Below are 22,374 nucleotides of genomic sequence, written 5' to 3'. Positions count from 1 at the left end.
GAGTGGTGGTCTGCATAGTCATGTGAGGAGTCCTCTCAGTTTTGCGCCCGGCTGGGCGATTCGTTGTTGGCGTTCTGCGCCAGATTTTGTTGTGGGTCGCGGGCCTTCTTGAGTTCGGCGATCCACTGCGGATCGAACTCGGTCAGGTCGTTGTGTGCAGGCAGGTAGCGCTCCGGGAATTCCCAGATCAGCACCTGCGGCGGGTTGCTCTTGAAGGCGTCGGTCTGCAGGTACTTGAGCATCGGCAGGATCGGGCCATGGCCGTCTTCGGCGTAATTCACGACGTCGCTGTGCAAGGCTTGCTTCAGGGCACCTGCGAAGTTCCAGTTGGGGTTGGCGCTGTAGCTGGTGCCCACCAGGCCGACCGCCACCGAGTTGTCGGCGAACAGTGCGTCGCCGCCTTCACCTTCGGTTTGGGCCGGATTGGTGCTGCGCTGTTGCAGATCATCCGGCTTGGGCAGCAGGTTGCTGAACAGCGGGTCCAGCGGCAGGAAGTTGGTCAGGTCACCCTTGTACGGCGCGGTCGACTTGGCTTCGGTGACGAAGTTTTGCGGATCGCCACTGAGCGGGGTCTCTTTCGAGATCGCTTCGCCCAGTTGCTGCGCGACCACCTCGGCGCCCATGGGCGTCCAGTGGGTGTCGGTGCGAAGGAAGACCTGGCCCTTGTCCTTGGCGTTTTGCAGAGGCGCCAGCAGGTCAGGGGCGAAGATGCCGGCCTGGCTCACTTGCGCGTGGAACTGCTGGTACAGGTCAGTGTGCAGCGCTGTGGGTTTGGTGTCGCCGATGTGCTCGGGGTACAGACGGGTCTTGGCCGGAACGATGGCCAGCACCAGTTGCGTGCCCTGTTTCTTCAGGGTGTCGCGCACGCCTTCGATGATGGCCAGGTTGTCGGCTTCGTTTTGCTCGCCGTTGACCACCGCGTCGAATTCCTCGTCGGTGTACAGCCACTGGTCCTTGCCCAGAATCACGCCCGGACGGCCTTCGTTGAACACCTTGTAGTCCAGCGCAGCCCAGAGATTGGTGCCCAGACGCTTGATCGGGAACTGGTCGTCGTAGTGAGTTTCCACCGCTTTGGTCCAGTGACCGTTGAGCACGGTGGTTTCCTTGGACGTCGAGAAGCCGATGAAGCTGCGCAGCGACCACAGGCCCAGCGCCAGCAGGATGGCGAGGAACAGGAAGATGTAGATGAAACGCAATGAGCGGGTCATGTCAGGCGCCTCAGAACTGGAAGTACAGGAACGGCGAGAAGCTGGCCGCCGAGAGTTTGAGAATCGAGGCGATGAACATCAGCAGGATCAGGGCGCGCATGGCATAGCGTGACCAGTCGACGGTCCAGTAGGCAGGCTGAACCTGCGCCTCGGTGCCGACGATGTAACCCGGTTGATGGATGCTGCCCGGTTTGTCGCCCGGTACGGCTTTGATCAGGCCTGGCTGCGCGGTGGCAGGGCCGTCGGCTTGAACGTTGGTTTCGGTTCTGGGCTTCTCGGGTGCACGGTTGCGGTAGAAGTCGCGCAGACCGAAGAACGCCAGCGTGATGTACGCCACGATCAGGGTTGCCACTTGCAGGCCGGTGAGGCTGGCGCGATTGAGGTCCGAGAGCTGCCAGTCGCTGAAGCTGAACATCGCACCGTACATGCGAGCGGCAACGTGCAGGTTTTCTGCACGGAAGATCACCCAGCCCATCACCACCAACAGGAAGGTGAAGGCCCAGCGCACGACGTTGAAGGTTTTCGGCGCGGTGTTGATGCCCAGTGCTTTCTCAATGGCCAGCCACACACCATGCCACGCACCCCAGACGATGTAGGTGATGTTGGCGCCGTGCCACAGGCCGCCCAGCAGCATTGTCAGGAACAGGTTGCGGTAGGTTGCGACCTTGCCGCCACGGTTGCCGCCCAGGGTGATGTAGAGGTAATCACGCAGCCAGGTCGACAGGCTGATGTGCCAGCGGCGCCAGAACTCGGTGATCGACTGGCTGATGTAAGGCTGTTTGAAGTTTTCCATGAAGCGGAAACCCATCATCAAGCCCAGGCCGATGGCCATGTCGCTGTAACCGGAGAAGTCGAAATACAGCTGCGCCGTATAGGCCAGTGCGCCTAGCCACGCATCGCCCGTGGTCGGGTTTTGCAGGGCGAAGCAGTGGTCGGCGACCACGGCCAGAGTATCAGCGATGAAGACCTTCTTGATGAAGCCCTGCATGAACCGGGTACAGCCTTCGGAGAACTTGTCCAGCGTGTGGGTGCGGTTGTTGAACTGGTCCACCAGGTCACGGAAACGCAGCACAGGACCGGCGATCAGGTGCGGGAAGATCGCCACGAACGCTGCGAAGTCGATCAGGTTGCGCGTGGCCGGGGTGTCGCCACGGTAGACGTCGATGATGTAGCTGATGGACTCGAAGATGTAGAACGAGATGCCGATCGGCAACAGCACGTGGGTCAGGATGAACGGCTCAAGACCGAACGAGGTCATGATCGCGTTGAGGCTGTCCACGCCGAAGTTGGCGTACTTGAAGTAGCCGAGGATGCACAGGTCTACCGCGACGCCCAACAGCAGCCAGCGCTGCGCCGGTTTGGTCTTGACCCCGGCCGCGCCAACGCGCAGGCCGATCCAGTAGTTCCACAGCGTCACGGCTGCGAACAGGGCCAGGAAGTCCACACGCCACCAGGCGTAGAACACGTAACTGGCAACCAGCAGCAGCAGGTTGCGGTAGCGGTTTCCGCTCACGTAGTACAAGCCGAGAAACACCGGCAAGAACAGGAACAGGAACACGTTGGATGAGAAAACCATCCTTATCTCTCCGTTAGTCCAGCACCAAGGGCCACAGCCCCCCCAAACCCCCCATGGAAATGGAGGGGTGAAACATGAATCTCACTGCCAACGCCGAACTCTGTGGGAGCCGATTTGCTGGCGAATGCGGTTATCCAGCTACAGAGACGTCTCTGATCCACCGCTTTGGCCAGCAAGCCGGCTCCCACAGAAGGCATCACCAGACAGGACAGTGGTGTCGTGTCTGTGAATGCCGTCGTGGTTAAGAACCGCCTTTCTCACCCTTCTCATGGCTTGGGTCGTAGGTCCGGGTCATGTCCCCGCCCAGGCGGAAGTTCTTGAACGGTTGCATCTTGTGCTTGCGTTCGAGCACATCCGGGCTGCAGTCGTAGAGCGAGCAGTAGGGTTCCAGCCAAGCGAATTTCATGTCGGTTTTCAGATCCGTCATGTCTTGCTGCTGGCCGTCGCGCGCCTGGAATTCGCTACCGGAGTTCTGCACGCCCGCAAGCACTCGATCACCCAGACGCTTCAGTGCGCCGTTGTTTTCCTGACGCAAATCGACACCATTGGCCTGGGCGAAACTGGCGATCATTGCCAGCGGCGGCAGGGCGTAGTTGTGGTACGCCAGCGCGCGCTGTTTGCGCTTGAGTTCGTTAGGCAAGAAGCCCTGCGGATCGACCTGATTGGCCGCTACCTTGAACTCCTTTACCGACCAGTCGAACAGGTCACGTCGGTTGGTCGCCACGGCGGTGGACATCACCGACCAGGCCGCCCAGTACGAGTGGTTGTTGGTCTTGTCCAACGGCAGGTTGTTCCAGTCGCTGACCACCTGATCGGCCAGCTTGCTGAACCAGGCTTCGATCACTTGCGCATCCTGCTGACGGGTGGCCAGCGGGTGCGATTCGGAGAACTTCAGGCGCAGGTAGGACGACGACATGCTGCCCAGCGCCCATTTGCGCATCGACTTGCCGGTATGGTTGAAGTCTTTTGATTCCAGCGCGTCGGCCTTGGCCCACGTCGTGAGCATGCCCAGTGCGCAATCGAGCTGTTCAGGACGACCATCACGCATGTACTGCATCACTACCTTGGCGGTATTGCGCTCCATGGTGGTGATGTCCTTGGTCGTATCGCGGAATGCCTTGTCGGATTCTGCGTTGAACGTCGAACGGGATTTGTCAGAGCCTTCGTACTTGCTGCGGAACTGCAGCGCGCCGGTGTAAGGCTGTGGCGTGGCATCACAGGTGAACTTGTTGTCACCGGTCTTGAATTTCTCCACGCTCTCGTAATAACCCTGCGGCGGCACCAGGCTTGATGCGGCGCTGACGCTGGTGGCGAATGCGGTCGCAGACACCATGGCCAGCGACAGAAGGGTAGGGAGCATCAGTTTTGGCGTGTGCATAAGAGCCTCATAACCCGGCTTGCGCGGTTTGATGCGCGACATTCGGGAACACGTTGCGTTTGCATACTTTCGCTTCGACTTCCTGCGGCGGGGTCCCGGCTTCGGGACCCTGAATTTCCAGCGCGAGCAGTTGCAGGTCTGCCCAGTCGCCGTCGTTGCGCAGTTCGAAGGAGAAGCGCCCGTCGGTTTCAGATGTTTCAGGTTTCTCGATCTTCAGGTCTTCGTGGCGGCCGTTCATGTACCAGAGGCGCGCCTGAAGGGTTTTCACCGAGGTGTCGGCGAACTTGATGTCGATCTGATTACTGCCGTTGCGCACGTCCTTGATGCCGTTTTTGCCGTTGACCAACAGTTCGTTGATGCCAGGTTTCAGTGAGGTTTTGGTACTCATCAGCGCCGGTTTTGCTTCGCAGCCGTTATCCAGCAACGACATCATCTGGCGGTAGATGGTCTCCTGGTCCAGGCGATACAGCGGCGAGAATTCCCAGATGAGAATCTTCGGCGGATGCTTCTGGAAGTCGTCGCTGCCCAGGTACTGGAGCATCGATCCTTCAAGGCCGCCGCCGGGAAAGGCGACGTTCAGCACGTCAGCACCGATGTATTCCTGTAGAAAGCCGGCGAAGTTGTAGTTCTTGCCGCTGTGGCTGGTACCGACCAGGGTGATTTCCGGGTTGCCGGAGTCACCGAACAGGTCGCCGTCGGCCGCTTCGCCCTTGGGTTCCGTCTCGAACTGATCCATGTACTGGATGGCGTAGCTGGTGCCACACAACTGACCGGCCATGTTGTGCAGAGTGCCCTTCTTGCCCATGCGGCCTGACAGATGGGTCTCGAATTCACGTTTGGGAATGTCCGCGAAGGCCGGCATTTTCTTCACCGACTCCGCAACGATTTTCGCCGTGCGCTGAGCACCGTAGGGCGTCCAGTGCTGGTCCCCACGGAAATAGAAATCATGAGCCTGTTGCTCGTTGGTCAGCGGCGACAGGTCTGGCACGGTGTAGCCCATTTTCGCGAAACGACCGAGCATGGCCTGGTAGTTGCGCAGGGCCGTGTTGTAGTCGAACTTGTCGCGGTCCGCCGGGAACAACTTGTTGCGGTCCACCAGACCACGGGTCGGCTGATAGACGATGACCAGTTCGACGCCCTTGCTCTTGAAGGCATCGTGCAGTTGCTGCATGCGACGGTAGCCCTCGGGCGTAGTGTCGAACTCGGTACGCAGGTCTTCGCGAGTCCGGAACAGCCAATCACCCTGAGCCTGCACCAGTGTGGTGAAGTTCTGTTGGTAGCGCGTGACGTAGTTCTTCGCGTCATGGGCTTCCGGGCACAGGCTGCAGCAAGGTTCTGCGGTGAAGCTCGGCGCTGCGGCGTCGGCGGCAGATGCCGTGTTGCTGGCCGCGAACAGAGCGGCGGCGAGTCCCGAGAGGGTCAGCAATTTGATCAAGTGTGCGTGCATGAATTTGGCTTCCTCAGTCCCGGAGTTGTTTCTGGCTTTCGACCGGGTCGATCAACACGGCTTTTTGTTGACGCACCAGCAGATCGAGGATTTCGTCCTGACGATCACCGAGCACGCCGTTGAAGCTGATTCCGCTGCTCTTGGTCGGCGCGAGCATCGACACCTTGTAGAGCTCGACGCTGAGCGGCGAATCGATGGACAGCGGGCCTGAGCCGTTGGAGGTCAGTTCGCCACCGACCATGATCAGCGACACCTCGGCGTCGAACGGGTCGAGCTTGATGTCGCGGTCGGTGTCAGTCAGATCCTTGATGTGGCCGTACACGCCCATCAGACCGTTGCCGATGGCCAGGTTCTCGTACAGCTTGATGTTGGTGCTGTTGCGAACGCGGATGCCGTGGCGTTTGTTGGCGAATACCCGGTTGCCCCACAGCAGGTTGTCGGCGCTCTCGTACAGCGTGATGCCGTCGGTGTGGTTGCGGTAGATCTGGTTGTAGGCCACCAGGTTGTTCACGCTGTTACGGTCCAGCACGATGCCGGACAGGTGGTTTTCGTAGCTCTTGTTGTTGATGATGAAGCTGTCGTTCACCTCACGGGAAATGATGATCCCGTGCTTCTTCTTGGTCCCGTACACGGTGTTCTCGGCAATGATCAGGCCGTGGGAACGGTCATGCGGGTCGATGCCGTAGATGATGTTGTCGCGGTAGGTGTTGCCCTTGACCACGAAGTCCCGGGTCTCATAGCAGTAGTAGCCGTACCACATGTCCGAGAACTCGGAATTGACGATCCAGCCGGTCGGGTCCGGGCGGTTCATCTGTGCCTTCATGTTCGGCGTGTACTGGGAAATACTGATGCCGTACGACTTGCTGTTGTTGTAACCCAGGCTCGCGACCTTGGTGTTGTACATGTAGGTCTGGGTGCCGCCCCAAGACAGCAGGAACGGGCGGAATTCCTTCGGCGCCTTGAATGTCGACGGGCCGTTGGCTTTCTCGCTCCAGCCGGTCAGCTTGGTGTCCTGCACGAACAACTGGTTGTCGTTGATCAGAAAAGCACCGGCTTCCTGCGACAGGCGCAACTCGGTGGTTTTCTTGTCGACTTCGAAGATGCCTTTCTGCCCGACCACAATCGGCAGGCGCGCCAGAAACACACCTGGCGAGGTTTCGCTCAGGTACTGCTTGGGCACTTTCTTCGCCAGGTCCTGCAGGTTCATGTAGCCGTCGTCAACGAAGATCGCCTGCGGGATACCGTGTTGACGGGCCACCCATTCGGCCATCTTGTTGTCGCCACCGATGAATTCCTTCAGCGAGTCTTCCTGCATCATGCGGCGGATCGATACCTTGGCGACCTTGCTGCGCACGATCTTCTTCTGCATCGCCTGCTGGGTGTAGCCCGACAGGTCTGGCAGTTTCGGTTTGTCCATCAACAGCGGCTCAACCGGCGGGCTGGTGATGGTGTAGGTCTTGGCCTCATGCAAGTCCTTGACCGTGCCGGTGTCGGCGGATGTCTGCGCAGCGGCAGGCGTTGCTTTGGTGACCGGTGTGGTGTTGGCCATCGCCGACGTTCCGGACAGCAGCAGGACGCCACCGAGCACCGCATTCCTCAGCGCGGCACTGTCCAACAGGGCGTGGGGCCAGGCCCGGTGGCGCAAACTCAAACTCATCGTTTGGCTGTTCATGTCATTGCACTCCTATCGCGGCTTGCATCAGAAGCGCCAGATGACGTCGACGATGGCGCGGTGCATGTAGTTGTCCACACCGCTGCCATACGCATCCCCGGGCTTGAACACGCCCGCACGCAGACGAATCAAAGCCGACGGCTCGTCAAAGGACGGACTGACCGACGCGGGCAACAGGCCTTGCTTGAAATACTTGGTGACGACCAGGTCCATCTCCTGACCCAGATCCTTGTTGCCGTCTTCCAGCGGCAGCGACGTGAAGGTCGAAACGCCATCGGCGTCGACGCTTTCGCTGGCCGGGTTGATGCCCGCGCCGCCGATGCCCGCATGACCGTCCACGCGGCGGAACTTGTGGTAGATCAGCGAGGCGTCGTACTCGTCCTGCAACTGCCAGGAGGCGAACAGCGAGCCGGACTCCACGTTGGCCATTTCGCCCTGGAAGGCTTCACCGAAGCGATGCACGCGCGAGCGGGTGCCGGTCCAGTTCGAGCGGTTGCTCTCAAGGCCGTTCTGCTCGTAGTTCTTGCTGGCGCGGGAATAAGCGCCGCCCACTTGCCATTGCGGATCGAGACGGAAGCGCAGGCCCAGATCAGTTGCCCAGCCGTTGACGTGACTGCTGTCTTTCTGGCCGGCCAGGTACTGGTCGGTGGTGGCATCGTAGGTGCTGCCGATCTGATCGCGGTTACCCGTCAGCCAGGTCACGCTGCCCCAGTAGTTGATGTTGTTCAGGTTGCGGTAGTTGTACGCATCACTGTTGGCCTGAAGGCCGAGCCAGGTCAGGTCGCCGCGGCTGGTTTTGTCCAGATCGTCGATGGACTCGCCTTCGTGTTTCAGGCTGCCGCCGTCGTGGCTGTGGTGAGCGCGGATGCCAGCCCACTGGCCCGGTGTCCACTGGTACGCCACGTCACCGAAGACGTGCATGCGGTCCTTGTCCTGGGCCGACAGTTCGGTGAGGTCGGTGCGGTATTCGCTGAAGCGTTGCGCGGCGCCGACTTCGGCTTTGAGCAGCGTGGTGTCGAAGGTCCAGTTGAGGGCTTCGATGTTGGTGTCATGCCACTGGCCGTCGTCGTTGCGCAGGCGCTGGCGACCGAATTTCAGGATCTCGCCAGGGTAGGGCGTGAAACCGCTGTAGCCGATCCAGAATTCGCGCAGGGCGGCATAGCTGTCGTCCACTTCGCGGCTGCTCGAGGTCTTGCGCGCACGCTGGGCGCTCTGGCCGTTGGCGTCAGTGACTTGCTGATCCAGCGGGTCGGTCTGGATGGTGTCGGTGGCGGTGACCACCTGGCCCATCGCATAACCGCTCCAGTCGCCCCATTGGCCATAGGCCCATGGGCGCAGATCCAGACCGATACCGTTGACGTCGCCACCACCACGGGTGCCCAGGTCACGGTCGTCTTCCATCTGGCCGGTGACCTTCACTTCGATACCGAAATTGTTCGGGGTGTCGGTCAAGGCAGCCAGGGTCGGCGTGGCCCACATCAAGGTGAAGCCCAGGCCCAGCCCGGCTGCCACCAAAGGATTCAACGTAAGCTTCATAGAGGTGCGTCCTCGCCGTCTTTTTCTTCTTGCAGGGTTTGCAGGGCCAGCGCGTTTTGCGCAGTGGTGCCCCGAACCTGCTGTTCGCGTTGCAGAAGGCTCTGGGCCTCGGCGCGTTTCTCAGGCGGCAATTGATCGTTGAGTTGTTGCATCAGGTCTGCTGCTTGCGGCGTGCCTTGCGCCTGAGCAAGCGTGCCGAAGACCCAGGCGTTGACCGGATCGGGCTTGATGCCCTTGCCCTGCGAGAACAACTGCGCGAGGGCGAAGTCGGCGCTGTTCTGGCCGCCACGTGCGGAGGTCAGCAGCTCGTTGACCGCGCGTTGCGGGTCGGGATTGCCGAGGTAGCCACGGCGATACAACTGGCCCAGGTAGTAGTGCGCGGAGATCTGCGTCGGCGCAGCTTTGCTCAGGTGCTCTTCGGCTTTCTTGGCGTCAGGCAGTACCAGCTTGCCTTCGTAATACAGCTTGCCCAGCAGCAGTTCGGCGCGGGGTTGGTCCGCGGCACGGCCGTTGTCCAGGTACTCCATCATCTTGTTGACGTCGCCCAGTTCGGGGTAGTCGTAGAGCAGTTGCGCGAGGCTCACCCAGGACGCTGGGTAACCGGGAGCCACCTTTTCCAGCAGTTGCTGCGCGGTTTTTTCATCCGGCTTGCCAAGGGTCGAATCGGCCAGCACACGGGCAACGGTGTCGACGCGCATGGCCGGAACGCTACCACTGGCGTAGCCGCTTTCCATCTGCTTCAACAGCGCCGCCTGTTTGTCGGCCTCACCACGTTTTTGATAGACCGTCGCCAGTTCCATGTAGCAAACGTCATTGGCGCGCAGCGCCTGTTTGCAGATGCTTTCGACTTCGCCCAAATGCTGGTCGTAGGTGCCTTGGGTGCGATACAGCACCACCTGGGCGAGACCGGCTTCGGGGTAACCCTGAGCGCGCCACTCGTTGATCTTCTGCTGTGCATTCACGTTGGGGAACGTGTGCGGATATTGCAGGTAGAGCATGGCCAGCGGGATCAGCGTACCGGCTTCACCATTGGCGAATGCCTTCTTCAACAAACCCTCGGCTTCACGTTGCTCGGCCTCGGTGGAGTTGGGTTTGACCGCCAGCAGTTTGCCCAGACGGGACTGCGCCCGTGGCGATGTTTCGGCGGCGGCGCGGTACGTCGCTTCGGCCTGTTTGATCAACTCGGGGTCGCGAGTGCCAACCTGAATGTCTGCCAGACCCACTTGCGCGTCGGTGTAACCCATGTCCGCCAACTGGCGATAGTTCTGCTCGGCGAGGTTGGTGTCTCCTCGTTGCAGCGCTTCGTTGGCCAGGCGCTGGTCGGGCAGGTTGAGGCCGCAGCCGCTCAGCCCGAGGGCGATGCCAACGGCGATGGCCAGGTTCAACACTGCCGGGGCAGAGACGTTTCGTAGAGGGCCCGTCATGATCAGAGACCTGCTGCAGTGGCTTTGTCGATGAACCAGTTCAGCGAAGGGCCACGATCGCTGACCACTTCCACCGGCAGGCCTGCGAGGTTGCTGCTCAAGGATTCGTCAGGCTTGATTTGCACGCGAATGTCGGAAGAGAGGTCGGCCGGGCTCAAGGCCGTGGCGCTGACGATTTTGCCGGTATGAGTGGTGTCATCACCGGCCACTGTGAAGTTCACGCGGGCGCCCGGTTGAACGTCGTTGAACTGACGATAGGTGAAGCGGGCATCGACATTGGCGGCGGTGTTACGCGGCACCATCTGAAAAATGACCTGACCTTTGCTGGCATATTGACCGTCGGCGACCAATTGCTTGCTGACGATGCAGTCACACGGACTGGTCATGGTTCCGGCCAACTGGCGACCGAACAGTTCTTCGATCTTCGCCGGTTGCATTTCGTCCGGGTCCAGGTTGCCTTTGAGCATGTCCAGCATGCTGGTGTTGAAGGTGGCCAGTGGCGCACCCTTGGCGACTTCACCGTTTGGCGCGACAAGGCTGGTCATGGTGCCTTCGCGCGGCATGGTCACGTCCATGGTCGGCACGCTCACCAGACCCGAGGTGGAGTGGCTGACGAAGTACATGCTGTAGACCGATTTGGCGACGAAACCGAATGCGGCCAGACCCACGACGAAAATGCCGGCGCTGAACGTCACCGCACGCAGGCGGCCGAACGCGCTCAGACCGCTGCCGCTGTCCTTGACCTTGCGCGCCTTGGTGAAGTTGTCGCGCTGCAAGGTGGCGAGCACTTCGCCCATGCTGACGATCTCGCCGGACAGGTGAGACGTGATCAGGTGGCGCAAGGTCGCGATGTCCTGGGCTTCCAGGTGCTGGAACTGGCAACCCACGCGGCCAGTGGACGGATCGATGGCGCGGACCAGCAAGTCGACGTCCATGGCAAGGCCCAGGTTGTCGATCAGGAACTGCATGCGGCCTTTGATCACGTCACCCACGGCGGGCTTCTGGCTGGCAGGGGCGATGTAGCTCAGGCCACCGGCTGACAGGTCTTCGATGCGCACCAGTGGGGCGTTGGGCTGGCCATTGAGCAGGCGCAGTTTTGCCGGGATCTTGATCCGGGCGTGCTGGCGCTGGGCTTCGGATTCATGGACGACGTTTGCATTCACGGCTGTGTTCATGGTGTGTAGTTTCCTGATTAATCGATTTGATCCATACCTGCTGTCAGAGCGCAGCTCATCAGCCTTTTCATACCAACGTCAGCAGCACGGCAACGAAGATGCTGCCCGCCGAGAAAGTCATGGTTCGCGAGGACCAGGTGTTGAACCATTGTTGAAAACTGGCCAGGTCGCGCTTCAGGGCGGTGGGCTGGCGGGTCCAGGACTGCTTGTCGAGGCGGAAGAACACGTAGATCTTCATGAGCGCGCCGACGATCTGGTTGTAATAGAGAATGATCGGGTAGGCCGGGCCGATACGGTGCCCCGAGCACGACAGCAGCAGCGTAAGGATCAGACGGGTGATACCGATCCACAGCAGGTAAGCGAGCAGGAACTGGATGCCGTACTTGAAGCTGGCCAGCAGTGCGACGGTCAGGCCCAGGATCGAGGTCCACATCGACACGCGCTGGTCGAACAGCACGATGCTGGTGAACACGCCGAGGCGGCGAATGCCCAGTCCCAGTGCGCGAGAGTTCTGGCGCAGGTTGTTGCCGTACCAGCGATACATCAGTTTGCGGCTGGCCTTGAGGAAGCTCTTCTCGGGCGGGTGCTCGACGGTATTGATTGCGGCATCCGGCACGTAGAAGGTGTCGTAACCCAGACGCATCAGACTGAACCAGCTGGACTTGTCATCGCCGGTCAGGAACTTGAAGCGGCCCAGACGCCAGTGGTGCAGCGAATCGCTTTCCACATCGGCAATGAAATCCGGGTCGGTGACCACGGTGGCACGAAATACCGACATGCGGCCGGTCATGGTCAACACGCGCTTGGAAAGGGCCATCGAACACATGTTGATGTGGCGCTGGGCGAAGCGCAGCTTGTGCCACTCACTCATGATGTAGCCGCCGCGCACTTCGCAGAATTCGTTGGTGGTCAGACCGCCGACGTTCTCGAAGAGCTGAAACCACGGCACGGTTTTCTTCACCACACCTTCAGCCAGAACGGTGTCACCGTCGATCACGGCCACCACGGCACGGTCATCAGGCATGTGGCGGGAGATGGCACGGAAACCGTAAGCCAAGCCGTCGCGCTTGCCGGTACCGGCGATGCGCACGAAGTCCAGGGTCACGTGCTCAGGAGGGTTGTATTTGGCCCAGAGCGCCTTGACCAGCAACTCGTCGGACCTTTCCACCAGCGAACAGACAACGGTGGTCGGGTAGCCACAGGCGATGGCTTCTTCGATCACCGAGCTGTACACCTGAGCGGTGGTCAGTGCGTCGATACGGAAGCTGGTGACCATCAGGAACACGTGGGACGGGTCCGCGGCCTTGCCCAGCTTGCGCACCTTGCGACGCAGGTACGGGTAAACGAAGTAGAGAAAGATCATGCCGCGCACAAAGTGCGTAGCGCCCATCGAGTAACGCCAGATACCGACGAGACCGACGAGGAAAATAAAGTCTTTCGACTGCGAGTCGAACAGCGACGCAGGCAAGGCCATGGCGATGGCCGCCAGCAAACATAAATAAAACAGCCAACCGGCGGCTTGTAGAAAGCCGTGTTTCAGCCTGTCCATAATTCGCACCTCTAGATCAGTTGCAAGCGGCAAGCTTCAAGCCGCAAGTCCAGGCAGAACGCGTTGGACTTGGGGCTTGGAGCAGGCTCTTACGTGTCGCTTAAAACGTGCAGCTTGCAGCTGCTGTCATCCGCTGCTGTTACCAGCAGATGCCTTCGGTCTGGCCGTCTTCGGTCGTGGTGCCTTTCATGAAGCCCACCAGATCGATGACCTTTTTGCCGGCTGGCGCGTTGTTGGCCAAGGTGCGGAAGCGCTCGTCACGGTTGCCCAGGATGATCACGTCGGAGTTGTCGACAACCGCGTCGAAATCCGAGTTGAGCAGGGAGGAAACGTGCGGGATCTTCGACTCGATGTAGTCTTTGTTCGCACCGTGAACGCGGGCGTATTCGACGTTGGCGTCGTAGATGCTCAGGTCGAAACCTTTGCCGATCAGCATCTCGGCCAGTTCCACCAGCGGGCTTTCACGCAGGTCATCGGTACCCGCCTTGAAGCTCAGGCCCAGCAGCGCGACCTTGCGGGTGTCGGCGGCGGCGACGATGTCGAATGCGTTCTGCACTTGGGACACGTTGCTGCGCATAAGCGAGTTGAGCAGCGGCGCTTCGACATCCAGGGAGCTTGCGCGGTAGGTGAGGGCGCGAACGTCTTTCGGCAGGCAGGAACCGCCAAACGCGAAGCCTGGGCGCATGTAGTACTGGGACAGGTTCAGGGCCTTGTCCTGGCAGACCACTTCCATCACTTCGCGGCCATCGACGCCGACCGCCTTGGCGATGTTGCCGATTTCGTTGGCGAAGGTGACCTTGGTCGCGTGCCAGACGTTGCAGGTGTACTTGATCATCTCGGCGACGGCGATGTCCTTGCGGATGATCGGTGCATCGAGTTCTTCGTACAGCGATTGCAGAACGTCACCGGAGGTTTTGTCGAACTCCCCGATGACGGTCATCGGCGGATGGTCGTAGTCCTTGATCGCGGTACTCTCGCGCAGGAACTCAGGGTTCACCGCGACGCCGAAATCAACACCGGCCTTCTTGCCCGAGCAATCTTCCAGAATCGGGATAACGACGTTGGCGACGGTGCCTGGCAGTACGGTGCTGCGCACGACGATGGTGTGGCGCGAGGTCTTCTCTCGCAGCACGAAGCCGATTTCGCGGCAGACGGATTCGATGAAATCCAGTTCCAGGTCGCCGTTTTTCTTGCTTGGCGTGCCCACGCAGATCATCGACAGATCAGTGGCGCGAATCGCTTCGGAAAAGTCGGTGGTACCGCGCAGCTTGCCGGTCTTGATACCGTTTTCCAGAAGTTCCCCCAGACCTGGCTCCACGATGGGAGACTTGCCCTGATTGATCAGATCGATCTTGGCGCTGGAGATATCCACACCGACCACGTCATGACCACGCGCCGAGAGGCAACCAGCACATACTGCACCGACATAGCCCAAACCAAAGATGCTGATATGCATCGTAATCTCCTCGATTTTTACGCCATTTAGTTGGCTGGATATAAGAACTTTCTTACATGTTTCGCGCACTCGTCCGCACGGCAATTAATGTCGTGACACAAGCACAGGCAGAATTTAAAAGTGAGCGGCCTGATTCCGTAGGCGGGCTCTAATATTTATTAACGGTTACACGCGTCGGGTAACCCATACATATTTGTATACGTTCCCGATCTGGGATATGGCATAACACTCCCGCGGGTGGTTGCGAGTCGCTGCCGCGCCTCTGGCTCAAGGCTTGTGGCCATGATTCAGTGCTGTCCTGCTCGTCAGTGGCTGTAGGCACCCGTTTGGTGCTTGCTCATTCAACTCAACTAGTTTGGTGCGTTCTCTCCTTGCACGTACCACTCAGACCGAGGGGCCTAACTACGTTGAAGCGTAACTTCCAGATCTATCGTTATTCCTTGTAAGAGATGTCTCACAAGGTGGACGAGAATTGTTACGGGATGTAGGAGCGTGAGGTTTCCCCAGAAGTTCCTGGCCGCCTGTCCTCTTTTTGAGATTTTTTGAAATATTCTTCATCTTCGTAGTGGTTGCACTATGATGGCACTTTTCGTTTTGCCCTTTGTATTAAGGGGTTTGGCGCTAGTTCATGTAACTGTGCCACTAGTGAAAAAAGGTGAAGTGCCACCACTCAAAAATCTTGTTAATTTTTTGAGAAAAAAGCGCGGAACTTTTTGGTCGACTAATTATTGGCGTCATTCATTTGTCAGTTGCGCCGTTCGTCTGCCGAAATCGCCGAAACGGAACTTCAGTGCGGAGTGATTCTGATGAGTGAAGGGGGGATTTTTGAGGGCGAGTAGGTCCGCTCGGTAGCGTCGACCGGGTGACATTAGAAAGAAAAAAAGAGAGCAAGAGGTGCGTTCAGTGGGCTTGAATGCACCTCTCGGGGGCGATCACGCGTCGACTTCATCCCGCAAAAACACCAGCTTGTCGGCCTTCGACAGCTCTTTGGCGAACCGATAACCCTGCACAGCGAACTGCTTGAGGTGCTCCGGGTTGTCGATGCGCTCGGAAATCACGAACCGGCTCATCATGCCCCGCGCCTTTTTGGCGTAGAAGCTGATGATTTTGTACTGGCCGTGCTTCTGGTCGCGGAATTCGGTGTCGATGACACGGGCCTTGAGGGCTGGGCGTTTGACAGCCGAGAAGTATTCATTTGATGCCAGGTTCAGCAGTACGTCGTCGCCTTGCTCGGCCAGGGCTTCGTTCAACCATTCACTGATACGGTTGCCCCAAAACGCGTAGAGGTCTTTGCCGCGGGCGTTGGCCAGTTTGGTGCCCATTTCCAGACGATAAGGCTGCATCAGGTCGAGCGGGCGCAACAGGCCATAAAGACCAGACAGCATGCGCAGGTGCTGCTGCGCGTAGTCCAGGTCGTTTTCGCTGAGGGTTTCAGCGTTCAGGCCGGTGTACACGTCGCCCTTGAAGGCCAGCAGCGCCTGTTTGGCGTTTTCCGGGGTGAACGCGGGCGTCCAACTGCCGAAGCGCGCAGCATTGAGGCCGGAAAGTTTGTCGGACAGGTGCATCAGTTCGCCGATCTGCGCCGGGCTCAGTTCGCGCAATTGGGTGATCAGCTCTTGAGAGTGATCCAAGTATTGCGGCTGGGTAAAACGTTCGGTGGTCGGCGGTGTGTCGAAATCGAGGGTTTTGGCTGGGGAAATCACCATCAGCATGCGGTCGTCTCCTTTAATCGTGGGGGCGATTCTAGGGGTTGTGGGTGGCTGACTCCAGCTATGGTGGTGATAGAACGACGGCTGCGTGATGTTTTGGTACATACCAGATCCTGTGGGAGTGAGCTTGCTCACGATGGCGTTGTCTCAGTCACCGTTGTTGTGACGGTTGCTCTGCATTCGTGAGCAAGCTCACTCCCACAGTGGGGCCTGCCGCTGGGCATGCGTAAATCCGCTATAGTGCCTCGCCGGTCTTTTTCGGCCTCTTCATTCAAGGATTGGGAGCACGTCGTTTGCGCAAGCTGTCATTGATCGGTGCCTGTCTGCTGGGCTTCAACGCTCACGCCGCGACCGGCGATATCGCGACCATTGATCGCGGTGTCTGGCCGGAGGTGCTGGAAACCCCGCAACTGTTCGACGTGGCCTCTCGCGCCGAAATCATGAGCTTTGCCCATCAACTGCTGGAAAGCGAAGGACTGAGTGATGTCCAGCTCGCTGATCGGCTGGGACTGCGACAAATCAATATCCAGACCATCAACCTGATCCGCACCCGGCTGTGGACCCGTCTGTTTGAAAACTGGAAGGCCGCCGAGCGCTCCTGCGAAGCGGATGCGTCATTTTGCGTGCTGGTGGATGACGTGCCGATGCTGCGTCAGCGGGCGAGCGAATACAAAATCGCAGACGACTCCTTTTATGCGCGCTGGGCGGCACCTGCCGATGCCTTCAACCAGCGTTATCTGAATGAGTTGCTGCGCATGGCGGCCCTGTTTCCGCAAACCAGCAGTGAAATCGAGCGCTACAACTCGGATGAATTGAGCGGCGAAGAGATGCCGGATCGCACCTTCCTGCTCAATTTCGAGAGCGGTCCTACCGTCGCTGATGGTGCAACGGATTGGCTGGCCGACTTCATGCGCCAGCAGAAGATCAACGCCACGTTTTTCGTGCTTGGCAAGAATCTGCAGAGCCGCGTGGAAGGCAGCACGCCAGAAGCGCTGAAAACGCTGTATCGCCAACAATGCGTGGGTTTGCAGGGCTGGGAATACCGCTCTCATGCTTACTGGAATGACTGGCAGGACTCCATCGAGCGCAGCGCCGCGCTGGTGCAACAGATGCTGCCGGACAACTTCGTGCCGTTGTTTCGCCCCCCTTATGGCCATCGTCGGGCCGACAGTGCGCCGTTTTTCCGCGAGCAGGAATTGCGCGTGTCACTGTGGAACATCGATTCTCAAGACGCCACCGGGCGCATCACCGCCGAGCAAGCGGCGCATCGCGTGTTGACCCTGATGTTGCTCTGGCGTCGTGGCAACATCGTTTTCCATGACAGCACCGACAAGGCACAGCAGGCCGTGCCGTGGCTGATGGCGAACACTGCCCAAAGCGCAATCCAGTGGGAAGACTGTCATATTTATCCACAGCAGTTGTCGGATGAGGCTGATCAGGATGAGCCAGACGACGAAGATGCGGATGAGCCCGCAGATGAACAGCCGGAGGATGAGGCGCCCGCCGCCGATGACCAGGCTGAAAAGCCCGTAAATAAAGGGGAGTAGGGGGGATTGAGAGAGAAACGGTCGAAATTTTGCGGGTATTTCCTGTCGACCGGACTTCCGACTGTAAACGCGTGGGAGGGATCCGCCAAGGGCTATTCGTCATGCTGTGAAATAAACTTCAAAATCCTCTCAAAACGCTTTTTTATGTCATCGGTTTTGCGGTATTACGACAACAGACCGCCGAACCCTGCAACACAGGTGGCGTCACCCAGACCCCACTTTGCGCATTTCTCACCTGTCTTAAGGTGAGAGCCTCGGCGGCCTTCAGGCGCAGCAGCACATCGTGTACTGCGTTATCTGGCGACTACAAAGGTGAGCGAGTATGGATGACCACGGACGCACCCCTTCCTCTAACCAGCCGATCCTCTATGTGCTCGATACCAATGTATTGATTCACGATCCAAACGCACTGCTGAACTTCGAAGAACACCACGTTGCACTCCCGATGACTGTCCTCGAAGAACTGGACAAGCTCAAGGCGGGCAAGCACTCGGTCGCCGCTGAATGCCGTCAGGCGATTCGGTTGATCGACAAGACACTGGGCGAGGCGACCCCGGAGGAGGTCGAACGAGGCGTACCGATCGATCGCGGTACAGGCGTTTTCAAGGGTTACCTGTCCATCCTGATGAGCAAGCGTGAAGAGCCCAACAGCCTTCTGCCTGAACACCTGAACGACAACATCATCATCAACCAGTTGATCGACCTGCATGCGCGCAAAAAGGACATGCGCATCGTTCTGGTTACCAAAGACATCAACATGCGTCTCAAGGCGCGCGCCTGCGGCATTGCGGCGGAGGACTACAGCACCGACCAACTGGTCGACGATGTATCCTTGCTGTCCCGTGGCTACCACACTTTGACCGGCTCCTTTTGGGACCGTGTGAGCAAAGTCGATACCCGTCAGGATCATGGCCGCACCTGGCACAAAGTGCAGATGAACGAGCAGATTCCGGCTGTGCACATCAACGAGTTCATCATCGATGAGCAAGGTTTCGTGGGTTGGGTCAAAGGCGTCAAGGCCGATGAAATCGTGTTGCTGGACATGCACCAGGAGCCGCTGCTGCACCAGGAGGCCTGGGGCCTGAAACCTCGTGACATCTATCAGGGCCTGGCGTTGTTCGCCTTGCTGGACCCGGACATTCACCTGGTCAACCTGTCCGGCGCAGCAGGCTCGGGCAAGACCATTCTGGCGCTGGCCGCTGCCATCGAGCAGACCATGGTCAGCAAGCGTTATCGTCGCATCATCGCGACCCGCAGTGTGCAGGGTCTCGATCAGGAAATCGGCTTCTTGCCAGGCACCGAAGCGGAAAAAATGGAGCCGTGGCTGGGGGCGATCACCGATAACCTGGAAGCGCTGCACATGGATGACGAAAACACCCATGGCAGTGTCGATTACATCCTGAGCAAAGTGCCGTTGCAGTTCAAATCCCTCAACTACATTCGAGGTCGTAGTTTCCAGCAAAGCCTGATTCTGATCGACGAATGCCAGAACCTGACTCCGCACCAGATGAAAACCATCATCACCCGTGCGGGCGCCGGTTCCAAAGTGGTCTGCCTGGGGAACCTGGCGCAGATCGACACCCCCTACCTGTCGGCCACCAGTTCCGGTCTGACCTACCTGACGGAGCGCTTCAAGGATTTCCCTAACGGCGTGCACATCACCCTGCAAGGGGTGCCACGCTCCATTCTGGCTGAGTATGCGGAGAGTCATTTGTAACGCTTGGCCGTCAGAGGCGCCGATCTCTCGGCGCCTCTCGCTTACACCTGTAGCAGTCCGGCTTGTCGACGTCAGCGTCTTTGAAACCGCCACCGCCGGCAAACCGGACTGCTACAGATTATGGTGTCCGCTCACTACTGCATTCATTGTGTACAATTGCCGCTCCTGTCCAGGAGTCATCCCGTGCTTACTCATCTCGATTCACAAGGTCGCGCCAACATGGTCGACGTCACTGAAAAAGCCGTGACATCCCGTGAGGCCGTGGCCGAAGCGCGCGTGCGCATGTTGCCCGAAACCCTGCAAATGATCGTCGATGGCGGCCACCCCAAAGGGGACGTGTTCGCTGTGGCGCGTATCGCGGGTATTCAGGCGGCCAAGAAAACCAGCGACCTGATTCCGTTGTGCCACCCGTTGATGCTCACCAGCGTCAAGGTGGAGCTGAATGCTGAGGGTGCCGACACCGTTCATATCGTCGCCCGCTGCAAGCTGTCCGGCCAGACCGGCGTGGAAATGGAGGCGCTGACCGCTGCCAGTGTTGCGGCATTGACGATCTATGACATGTGCAAGGCGGTGGATCGCGGCATGGTCATCGAGCATGTCCGTTTGTTGGAAAAGCTGGGCGGAAAAAGTGGCCATTTCGTGGCCGATGAAACGGTGGGGGCGTGATGAGTATTCATGTTCAGGTTCAATACTTCGCCCGCTTTCGTGAAACCCTGGGCGTTGAAAGCGAAACCCTGGAAGGTGTTTTTACGACCGTGGACGCAGTGCGTCAGCATTTGCTGCAACGCGGCGGGGTGTGGGAAGTCTTGAGCGAGCAAAGCATCATGTGCGCGCGCAATCAGGAACTGTGCTCGCTGAACGAACCGGTCGAGCAGGGCGATGAGGTGGCGTTCTTTCCGACCGTGACCGGAGGTTGATCATGGCCATTCGTGTACAGGCCACAGCATTCGATCCGGGCGCTGAAGTCAATGCGATGCATGACGCCAATGTTGGCGTCGGTGCAGTGGTCAGCTTTGTCGGTTACGTGCGGGATTTCAACGATGGTCGGGAAGTGGCGGGGATGTTTCTTGAACACTATCCGGGCATGACCGAAAAAGCCCTGGCCAAGATCGCCGATGAGGCTCAGCAGCGCTGGCCGCTGTTGAAAATCGAGGTGTTACATCGCGTGGGCGCGCTTGAGCCGGGAGAGCCGATCGTGTTCGTCGGCGTGGCGAGCGCTCATCGCCAGGCCGCGTTCGAGGCCTGTGATTTCGTGATGGATTACCTGAAAACCCGCGCGCCATTCTGGAAGAAGGAGAACACCTCAGAAGGCCCGCGCTGGGTGGAAGGGCGGGACAGCGATCACCAGGCGGCGCAGCGCTGGAAATAAGCCTGAGCCCATATTGGGGTTGCACCACGCGCCTTGTGGGAGCCGGCTTGCTGGCGAATGCGTCGTTTCAGTCGCAATAATATTGGCTGATATGACGCATTCGCCAGCAAGCCGGCTCCCACAGGTTTAGCCCCGCGCTATTCCGCTTTCGGAGCAGCCTTCTGCTTACGCACCACCGCTCGGAGCAACTCCGTCGGCGGCATTTCGCAGCTGATCTTGCGACCGAGTTTTTCCTCGATGGCGGGCAACTGATACGAGTCGTCTTCACCGGCAAAACTGATCGACACCCCTTCGGCGCCCGCCCGACCGGTTCGGCCAATGCGGTGCACGTAGTCGTCCGGCACTTCCGGCAGGGTGAAGTTGATCACGTGGCTGATGCCGTCAATGTGAATCCCGCGTCCGGCGACGTCGGTGGCCACCAGTACGCGAATCTTGCCTTCGCGGAAGCTTTCCAGGGTCTTGATGCGCTTGTGCTGCGGGACATCGCCTGACAGTTGCGCCGCATTCACGCCATCACGCACCAGCCGTTCTTCGATGCGCCGCACTTCGTCCTTGCGGTTGGCGAAGACCATCACCCGCTCCCAGCCGTTGTCGTTGACCAGGTTGTACAGCAGCTTGTACTTGTCCGCTGCCGCCACGGCATAGACGTGCTGTTCAACGTTATCGCTGGCAACGTTTTCGGCTTCGATTTCGACGATGGCCGGATTCGTGGTCCATTGCTTGGCCAGGTTCATGACATCGTCAGTGAACGTGGCGGAGAACAGCAAGGTCTGGCGTTCGCTTTTCGGTGGGGTCTGGCGAATGATCTGACGCACCTGCGGGATGAAACCCATGTCCAGCATGCGATCGGCTTCGTCCAGTACCATCACTTCGACCATGTCCAGGTGCACTTCACCGCGCTGGTTGAAGTCCAGCAGACGGCCGGGAGTGGCCACCAGAATGTCGCAATGTCGGGCTTCAAGCTGCTTGAGTTGTTTGTCGAAGTCCATGCCACCGACGAACGTCATGACGTTCAGCCTGGTGTATTTGGTCAGCGCGGCGGCGTCCTTGGCGATCTGTACAACCAATTCGCGGGTCGGCGCGATGATCAGTGCACGGGGTTCCCCCATATAGCGCTCTTTGGGCGGCGGCGTCTGGATCAACTGGGTGATGATCGACACCAGGAACGCGGCGGTTTTGCCGGTGCCGGTTTGCGCCCGGCCGATAGCGTCCTGGCCCTTGAGGGTAAAGCCCAGCACGCCCGCCTGAATCGGCGTGCAGTACGGGAAGCCCAGATCCTGAATGGCATGCATCAGTTCGGGGGCGAGGGGGAAGTCATGGAAGCGGGTCTTGCCTTCCTGTGGCTCCACCACGAAGTCTTCGAGTTTCCACGGTTCGACGACGGGCTTGGGCGCGCGTTCACGGCGTGGTCGTTCGGCCTTCTGGCGTGAACGGGCTGGCTCGGCAGGCGCTTCGGATTTCGCAGGCTGGGTGACGGGTGTCGCGGTTTCCCGATAAGCGGCTTCAGTCGGAATTGGCGCGGCGGATACGGGGGTGGGCGCTGCGGGCGCGAGCGGCTCAGCCTCGCTTTTGCCGAACATTTTTTTAAGTGCTTTGAGCACGGTCATCTCG

The 22,374-nt window shown here is 59.2% G+C and carries 16 protein-coding genes and 1 pseudogene; 5 read left to right on the top strand and 12 right to left on the bottom strand.

All coding sequences use genetic code 11. The features are described 5' to 3' along the window. Positions 1 to 35: 35 nt before the first annotated feature. The 11 genes from ACI2KB_RS09540 to yaaA all read right to left on the bottom strand — a co-directional run bounded on the left by ACI2KB_RS09540 (position 36) and on the right by yaaA (position 16,133). Positions 36 to 1,208, bottom strand: a complete 1,173-nt coding sequence (locus tag ACI2KB_RS09540; RefSeq protein WP_404633765.1) for an alginate O-acetyltransferase — start codon at positions 1,206 to 1,208, stop codon at positions 36 to 38. Between the two features lie 10 nt (positions 1,209 to 1,218). After that, positions 1,219 to 2,784, bottom strand: a complete 1,566-nt coding sequence (locus tag ACI2KB_RS09535; RefSeq protein WP_404633763.1) for an MBOAT family O-acyltransferase — start codon at positions 2,782 to 2,784, stop codon at positions 1,219 to 1,221. 241 nt (positions 2,785 to 3,025) lie between these two features. Continuing rightward, the gene (locus tag ACI2KB_RS09530) at positions 3,026 to 4,162 is read right to left on the bottom strand and encodes a mannuronate-specific alginate lyase (protein WP_404634345.1); all 1,137 of its coding nucleotides are present in this window, start codon (positions 4,160 to 4,162) and stop codon (positions 3,026 to 3,028) included. A 7-nt stretch (positions 4,163 to 4,169) separates the two neighbouring features. Further along, on the bottom strand, positions 4,170 to 5,609 hold the full coding sequence (locus tag ACI2KB_RS09525) for an alginate O-acetyltransferase (RefSeq protein ID WP_404633761.1): 1,440 nt from the start codon (positions 5,607 to 5,609) through the stop codon (positions 4,170 to 4,172). Between the two features lie 13 nt (positions 5,610 to 5,622). Beyond that, entirely contained in the window at positions 5,623 to 7,281 is a 1,659-nt protein-coding gene (algG, locus tag ACI2KB_RS09520; protein ID WP_404633759.1) for a mannuronan 5-epimerase AlgG, read from the bottom strand. Between the two features lie 27 nt (positions 7,282 to 7,308). Further along, positions 7,309 to 8,817: an alginate export family protein gene (locus ACI2KB_RS09515; protein WP_404633757.1), complete on the bottom strand. Its 1,509-nt coding sequence runs from the start codon at positions 8,815 to 8,817 to the stop codon at positions 7,309 to 7,311. Then, the gene (gene algK, locus ACI2KB_RS09510) at positions 8,814 to 10,241 is read right to left on the bottom strand and encodes an alginate biosynthesis TPR repeat lipoprotein AlgK (RefSeq protein ID WP_404633755.1); all 1,428 of its coding nucleotides are present in this window, start codon (positions 10,239 to 10,241) and stop codon (positions 8,814 to 8,816) included. The genes ACI2KB_RS09515 and algK overlap by 4 nt, the downstream gene beginning before the upstream one ends. Before the next feature lie 2 nt (positions 10,242 to 10,243). Then, a complete protein-coding gene (locus ACI2KB_RS09505) occupies positions 10,244 to 11,416 on the bottom strand; it encodes a PilZ domain-containing protein (protein WP_404633753.1) in 1,173 nt (390 codons plus the stop codon). Positions 11,417 to 11,483: 67 nt separating this feature from the next. Then, on the bottom strand, positions 11,484 to 12,965 hold the full coding sequence (gene alg8, locus ACI2KB_RS09500) for a mannuronan synthase (RefSeq protein ID WP_404633751.1): 1,482 nt from the start codon (positions 12,963 to 12,965) through the stop codon (positions 11,484 to 11,486). Between the two features lie 139 nt (positions 12,966 to 13,104). Next, positions 13,105 to 14,421 carry a nucleotide sugar dehydrogenase gene (locus ACI2KB_RS09495; RefSeq protein WP_404633749.1) on the bottom strand — a complete coding sequence of 439 codons (1,317 nt, stop codon included), beginning with the start codon at positions 14,419 to 14,421 and terminating at the stop codon, positions 13,105 to 13,107. Between the two features lie 932 nt (positions 14,422 to 15,353). Then, positions 15,354 to 16,133, bottom strand: a complete 780-nt coding sequence (yaaA, locus tag ACI2KB_RS09490; RefSeq protein ID WP_404633747.1) for a peroxide stress protein YaaA — start codon at positions 16,131 to 16,133, stop codon at positions 15,354 to 15,356. Positions 16,134 to 16,423: 290 nt separating this feature from the next. On the opposite strand from yaaA, the pseudogene ACI2KB_RS09485 reads away from it, so the two are divergent. From ACI2KB_RS09485 to moaE, 5 genes and pseudogenes are all read left to right on the top strand, one after another. After that, positions 16,424 to 17,530: pseudogene (locus ACI2KB_RS09485) on the top strand (polysaccharide deacetylase family protein); the annotation flags it as partial. Between the two features lie 469 nt (positions 17,531 to 17,999). After that, positions 18,000 to 19,394, top strand: a complete 1,395-nt coding sequence (locus ACI2KB_RS09480) for a PhoH family protein (RefSeq protein WP_404633745.1) — start codon at positions 18,000 to 18,002, stop codon at positions 19,392 to 19,394. Positions 19,395 to 19,577: 183 nt separating this feature from the next. Next, entirely contained in the window at positions 19,578 to 20,060 is a 483-nt protein-coding gene (gene moaC, locus ACI2KB_RS09475; protein WP_404633743.1) for a cyclic pyranopterin monophosphate synthase MoaC, read from the top strand. Between the two features lie 5 nt (positions 20,061 to 20,065). Next, positions 20,066 to 20,311, top strand: coding sequence for a MoaD/ThiS family protein (locus ACI2KB_RS09470; RefSeq protein ID WP_404634343.1), 246 nt, complete (start codon positions 20,066 to 20,068; stop codon positions 20,309 to 20,311). A gap of 2 nt (positions 20,312 to 20,313) precedes the next feature. Further along, positions 20,314 to 20,763 carry a molybdopterin synthase catalytic subunit MoaE gene (gene moaE, locus ACI2KB_RS09465; protein ID WP_404633741.1) on the top strand — a complete coding sequence of 150 codons (450 nt, stop codon included), beginning with the start codon at positions 20,314 to 20,316 and terminating at the stop codon, positions 20,761 to 20,763. A 137-nt stretch (positions 20,764 to 20,900) separates the two neighbouring features. Here the strand turns inward: moaE and rhlB are convergent, their stop codons facing one another. Beyond that, entirely contained in the window at positions 20,901 to 22,370 is a 1,470-nt protein-coding gene (rhlB, locus tag ACI2KB_RS09460) for an ATP-dependent RNA helicase RhlB (protein ID WP_404633739.1), read from the bottom strand. Positions 22,371 to 22,374 lie beyond the last annotated feature (4 nt).

The organism is Pseudomonas sp. NPDC088444, assembly GCF_044900175.1.
In the GTDB taxonomy this organism is placed as follows: domain Bacteria; phylum Pseudomonadota; class Gammaproteobacteria; order Pseudomonadales; family Pseudomonadaceae; genus Aquipseudomonas.
The sequence above is the reverse complement of the archived record's forward strand: the minus strand, read 5'-3'. Positions and strand labels throughout refer to the sequence as shown.

Coding starts and splice junctions, on each gene's coding strand:
- ACI2KB_RS09540 (WP_404633765.1), bottom strand. CDS start 1,208: ATGACCCGCTCATTGCGTTTCATCTACATCTTCCTGTTCCTCGCCATC.
- ACI2KB_RS09535 (WP_404633763.1), bottom strand. CDS start 2,784: ATGGTTTTCTCATCCAACGTGTTCCTGTTCCTGTTCTTGCCGGTGTTT.
- ACI2KB_RS09530 (WP_404634345.1), bottom strand. CDS start 4,162: ATGCACACGCCAAAACTGATGCTCCCTACCCTTCTGTCGCTGGCCATG.
- ACI2KB_RS09525 (WP_404633761.1), bottom strand. CDS start 5,609: ATGCACGCACACTTGATCAAATTGCTGACCCTCTCGGGACTCGCCGCC.
- algG (WP_404633759.1), bottom strand. CDS start 7,281: ATGAACAGCCAAACGATGAGTTTGAGTTTGCGCCACCGGGCCTGGCCC.
- ACI2KB_RS09515 (WP_404633757.1), bottom strand. CDS start 8,817: ATGAAGCTTACGTTGAATCCTTTGGTGGCAGCCGGGCTGGGCCTGGGC.
- algK (WP_404633755.1), bottom strand. CDS start 10,241: ATGACGGGCCCTCTACGAAACGTCTCTGCCCCGGCAGTGTTGAACCTG.
- ACI2KB_RS09505 (WP_404633753.1), bottom strand. CDS start 11,416: ATGAACACAGCCGTGAATGCAAACGTCGTCCATGAATCCGAAGCCCAG.
- alg8 (WP_404633751.1), bottom strand. CDS start 12,965: ATGGACAGGCTGAAACACGGCTTTCTACAAGCCGCCGGTTGGCTGTTT.
- ACI2KB_RS09495 (WP_404633749.1), bottom strand. CDS start 14,421: ATGCATATCAGCATCTTTGGTTTGGGCTATGTCGGTGCAGTATGTGCT.
- yaaA (WP_404633747.1), bottom strand. CDS start 16,133: ATGCTGATGGTGATTTCCCCAGCCAAAACCCTCGATTTCGACACACCG.
- ACI2KB_RS09480 (WP_404633745.1), top strand. CDS start 18,000: ATGGATGACCACGGACGCACCCCTTCCTCTAACCAGCCGATCCTCTAT.
- moaE (WP_404633741.1), top strand. CDS start 20,314: ATGGCCATTCGTGTACAGGCCACAGCATTCGATCCGGGCGCTGAAGTC.
- rhlB (WP_404633739.1), bottom strand. CDS start 22,370: ATGACCGTGCTCAAAGCACTTAAAAAAATGTTCGGCAAAAGCGAGGCT.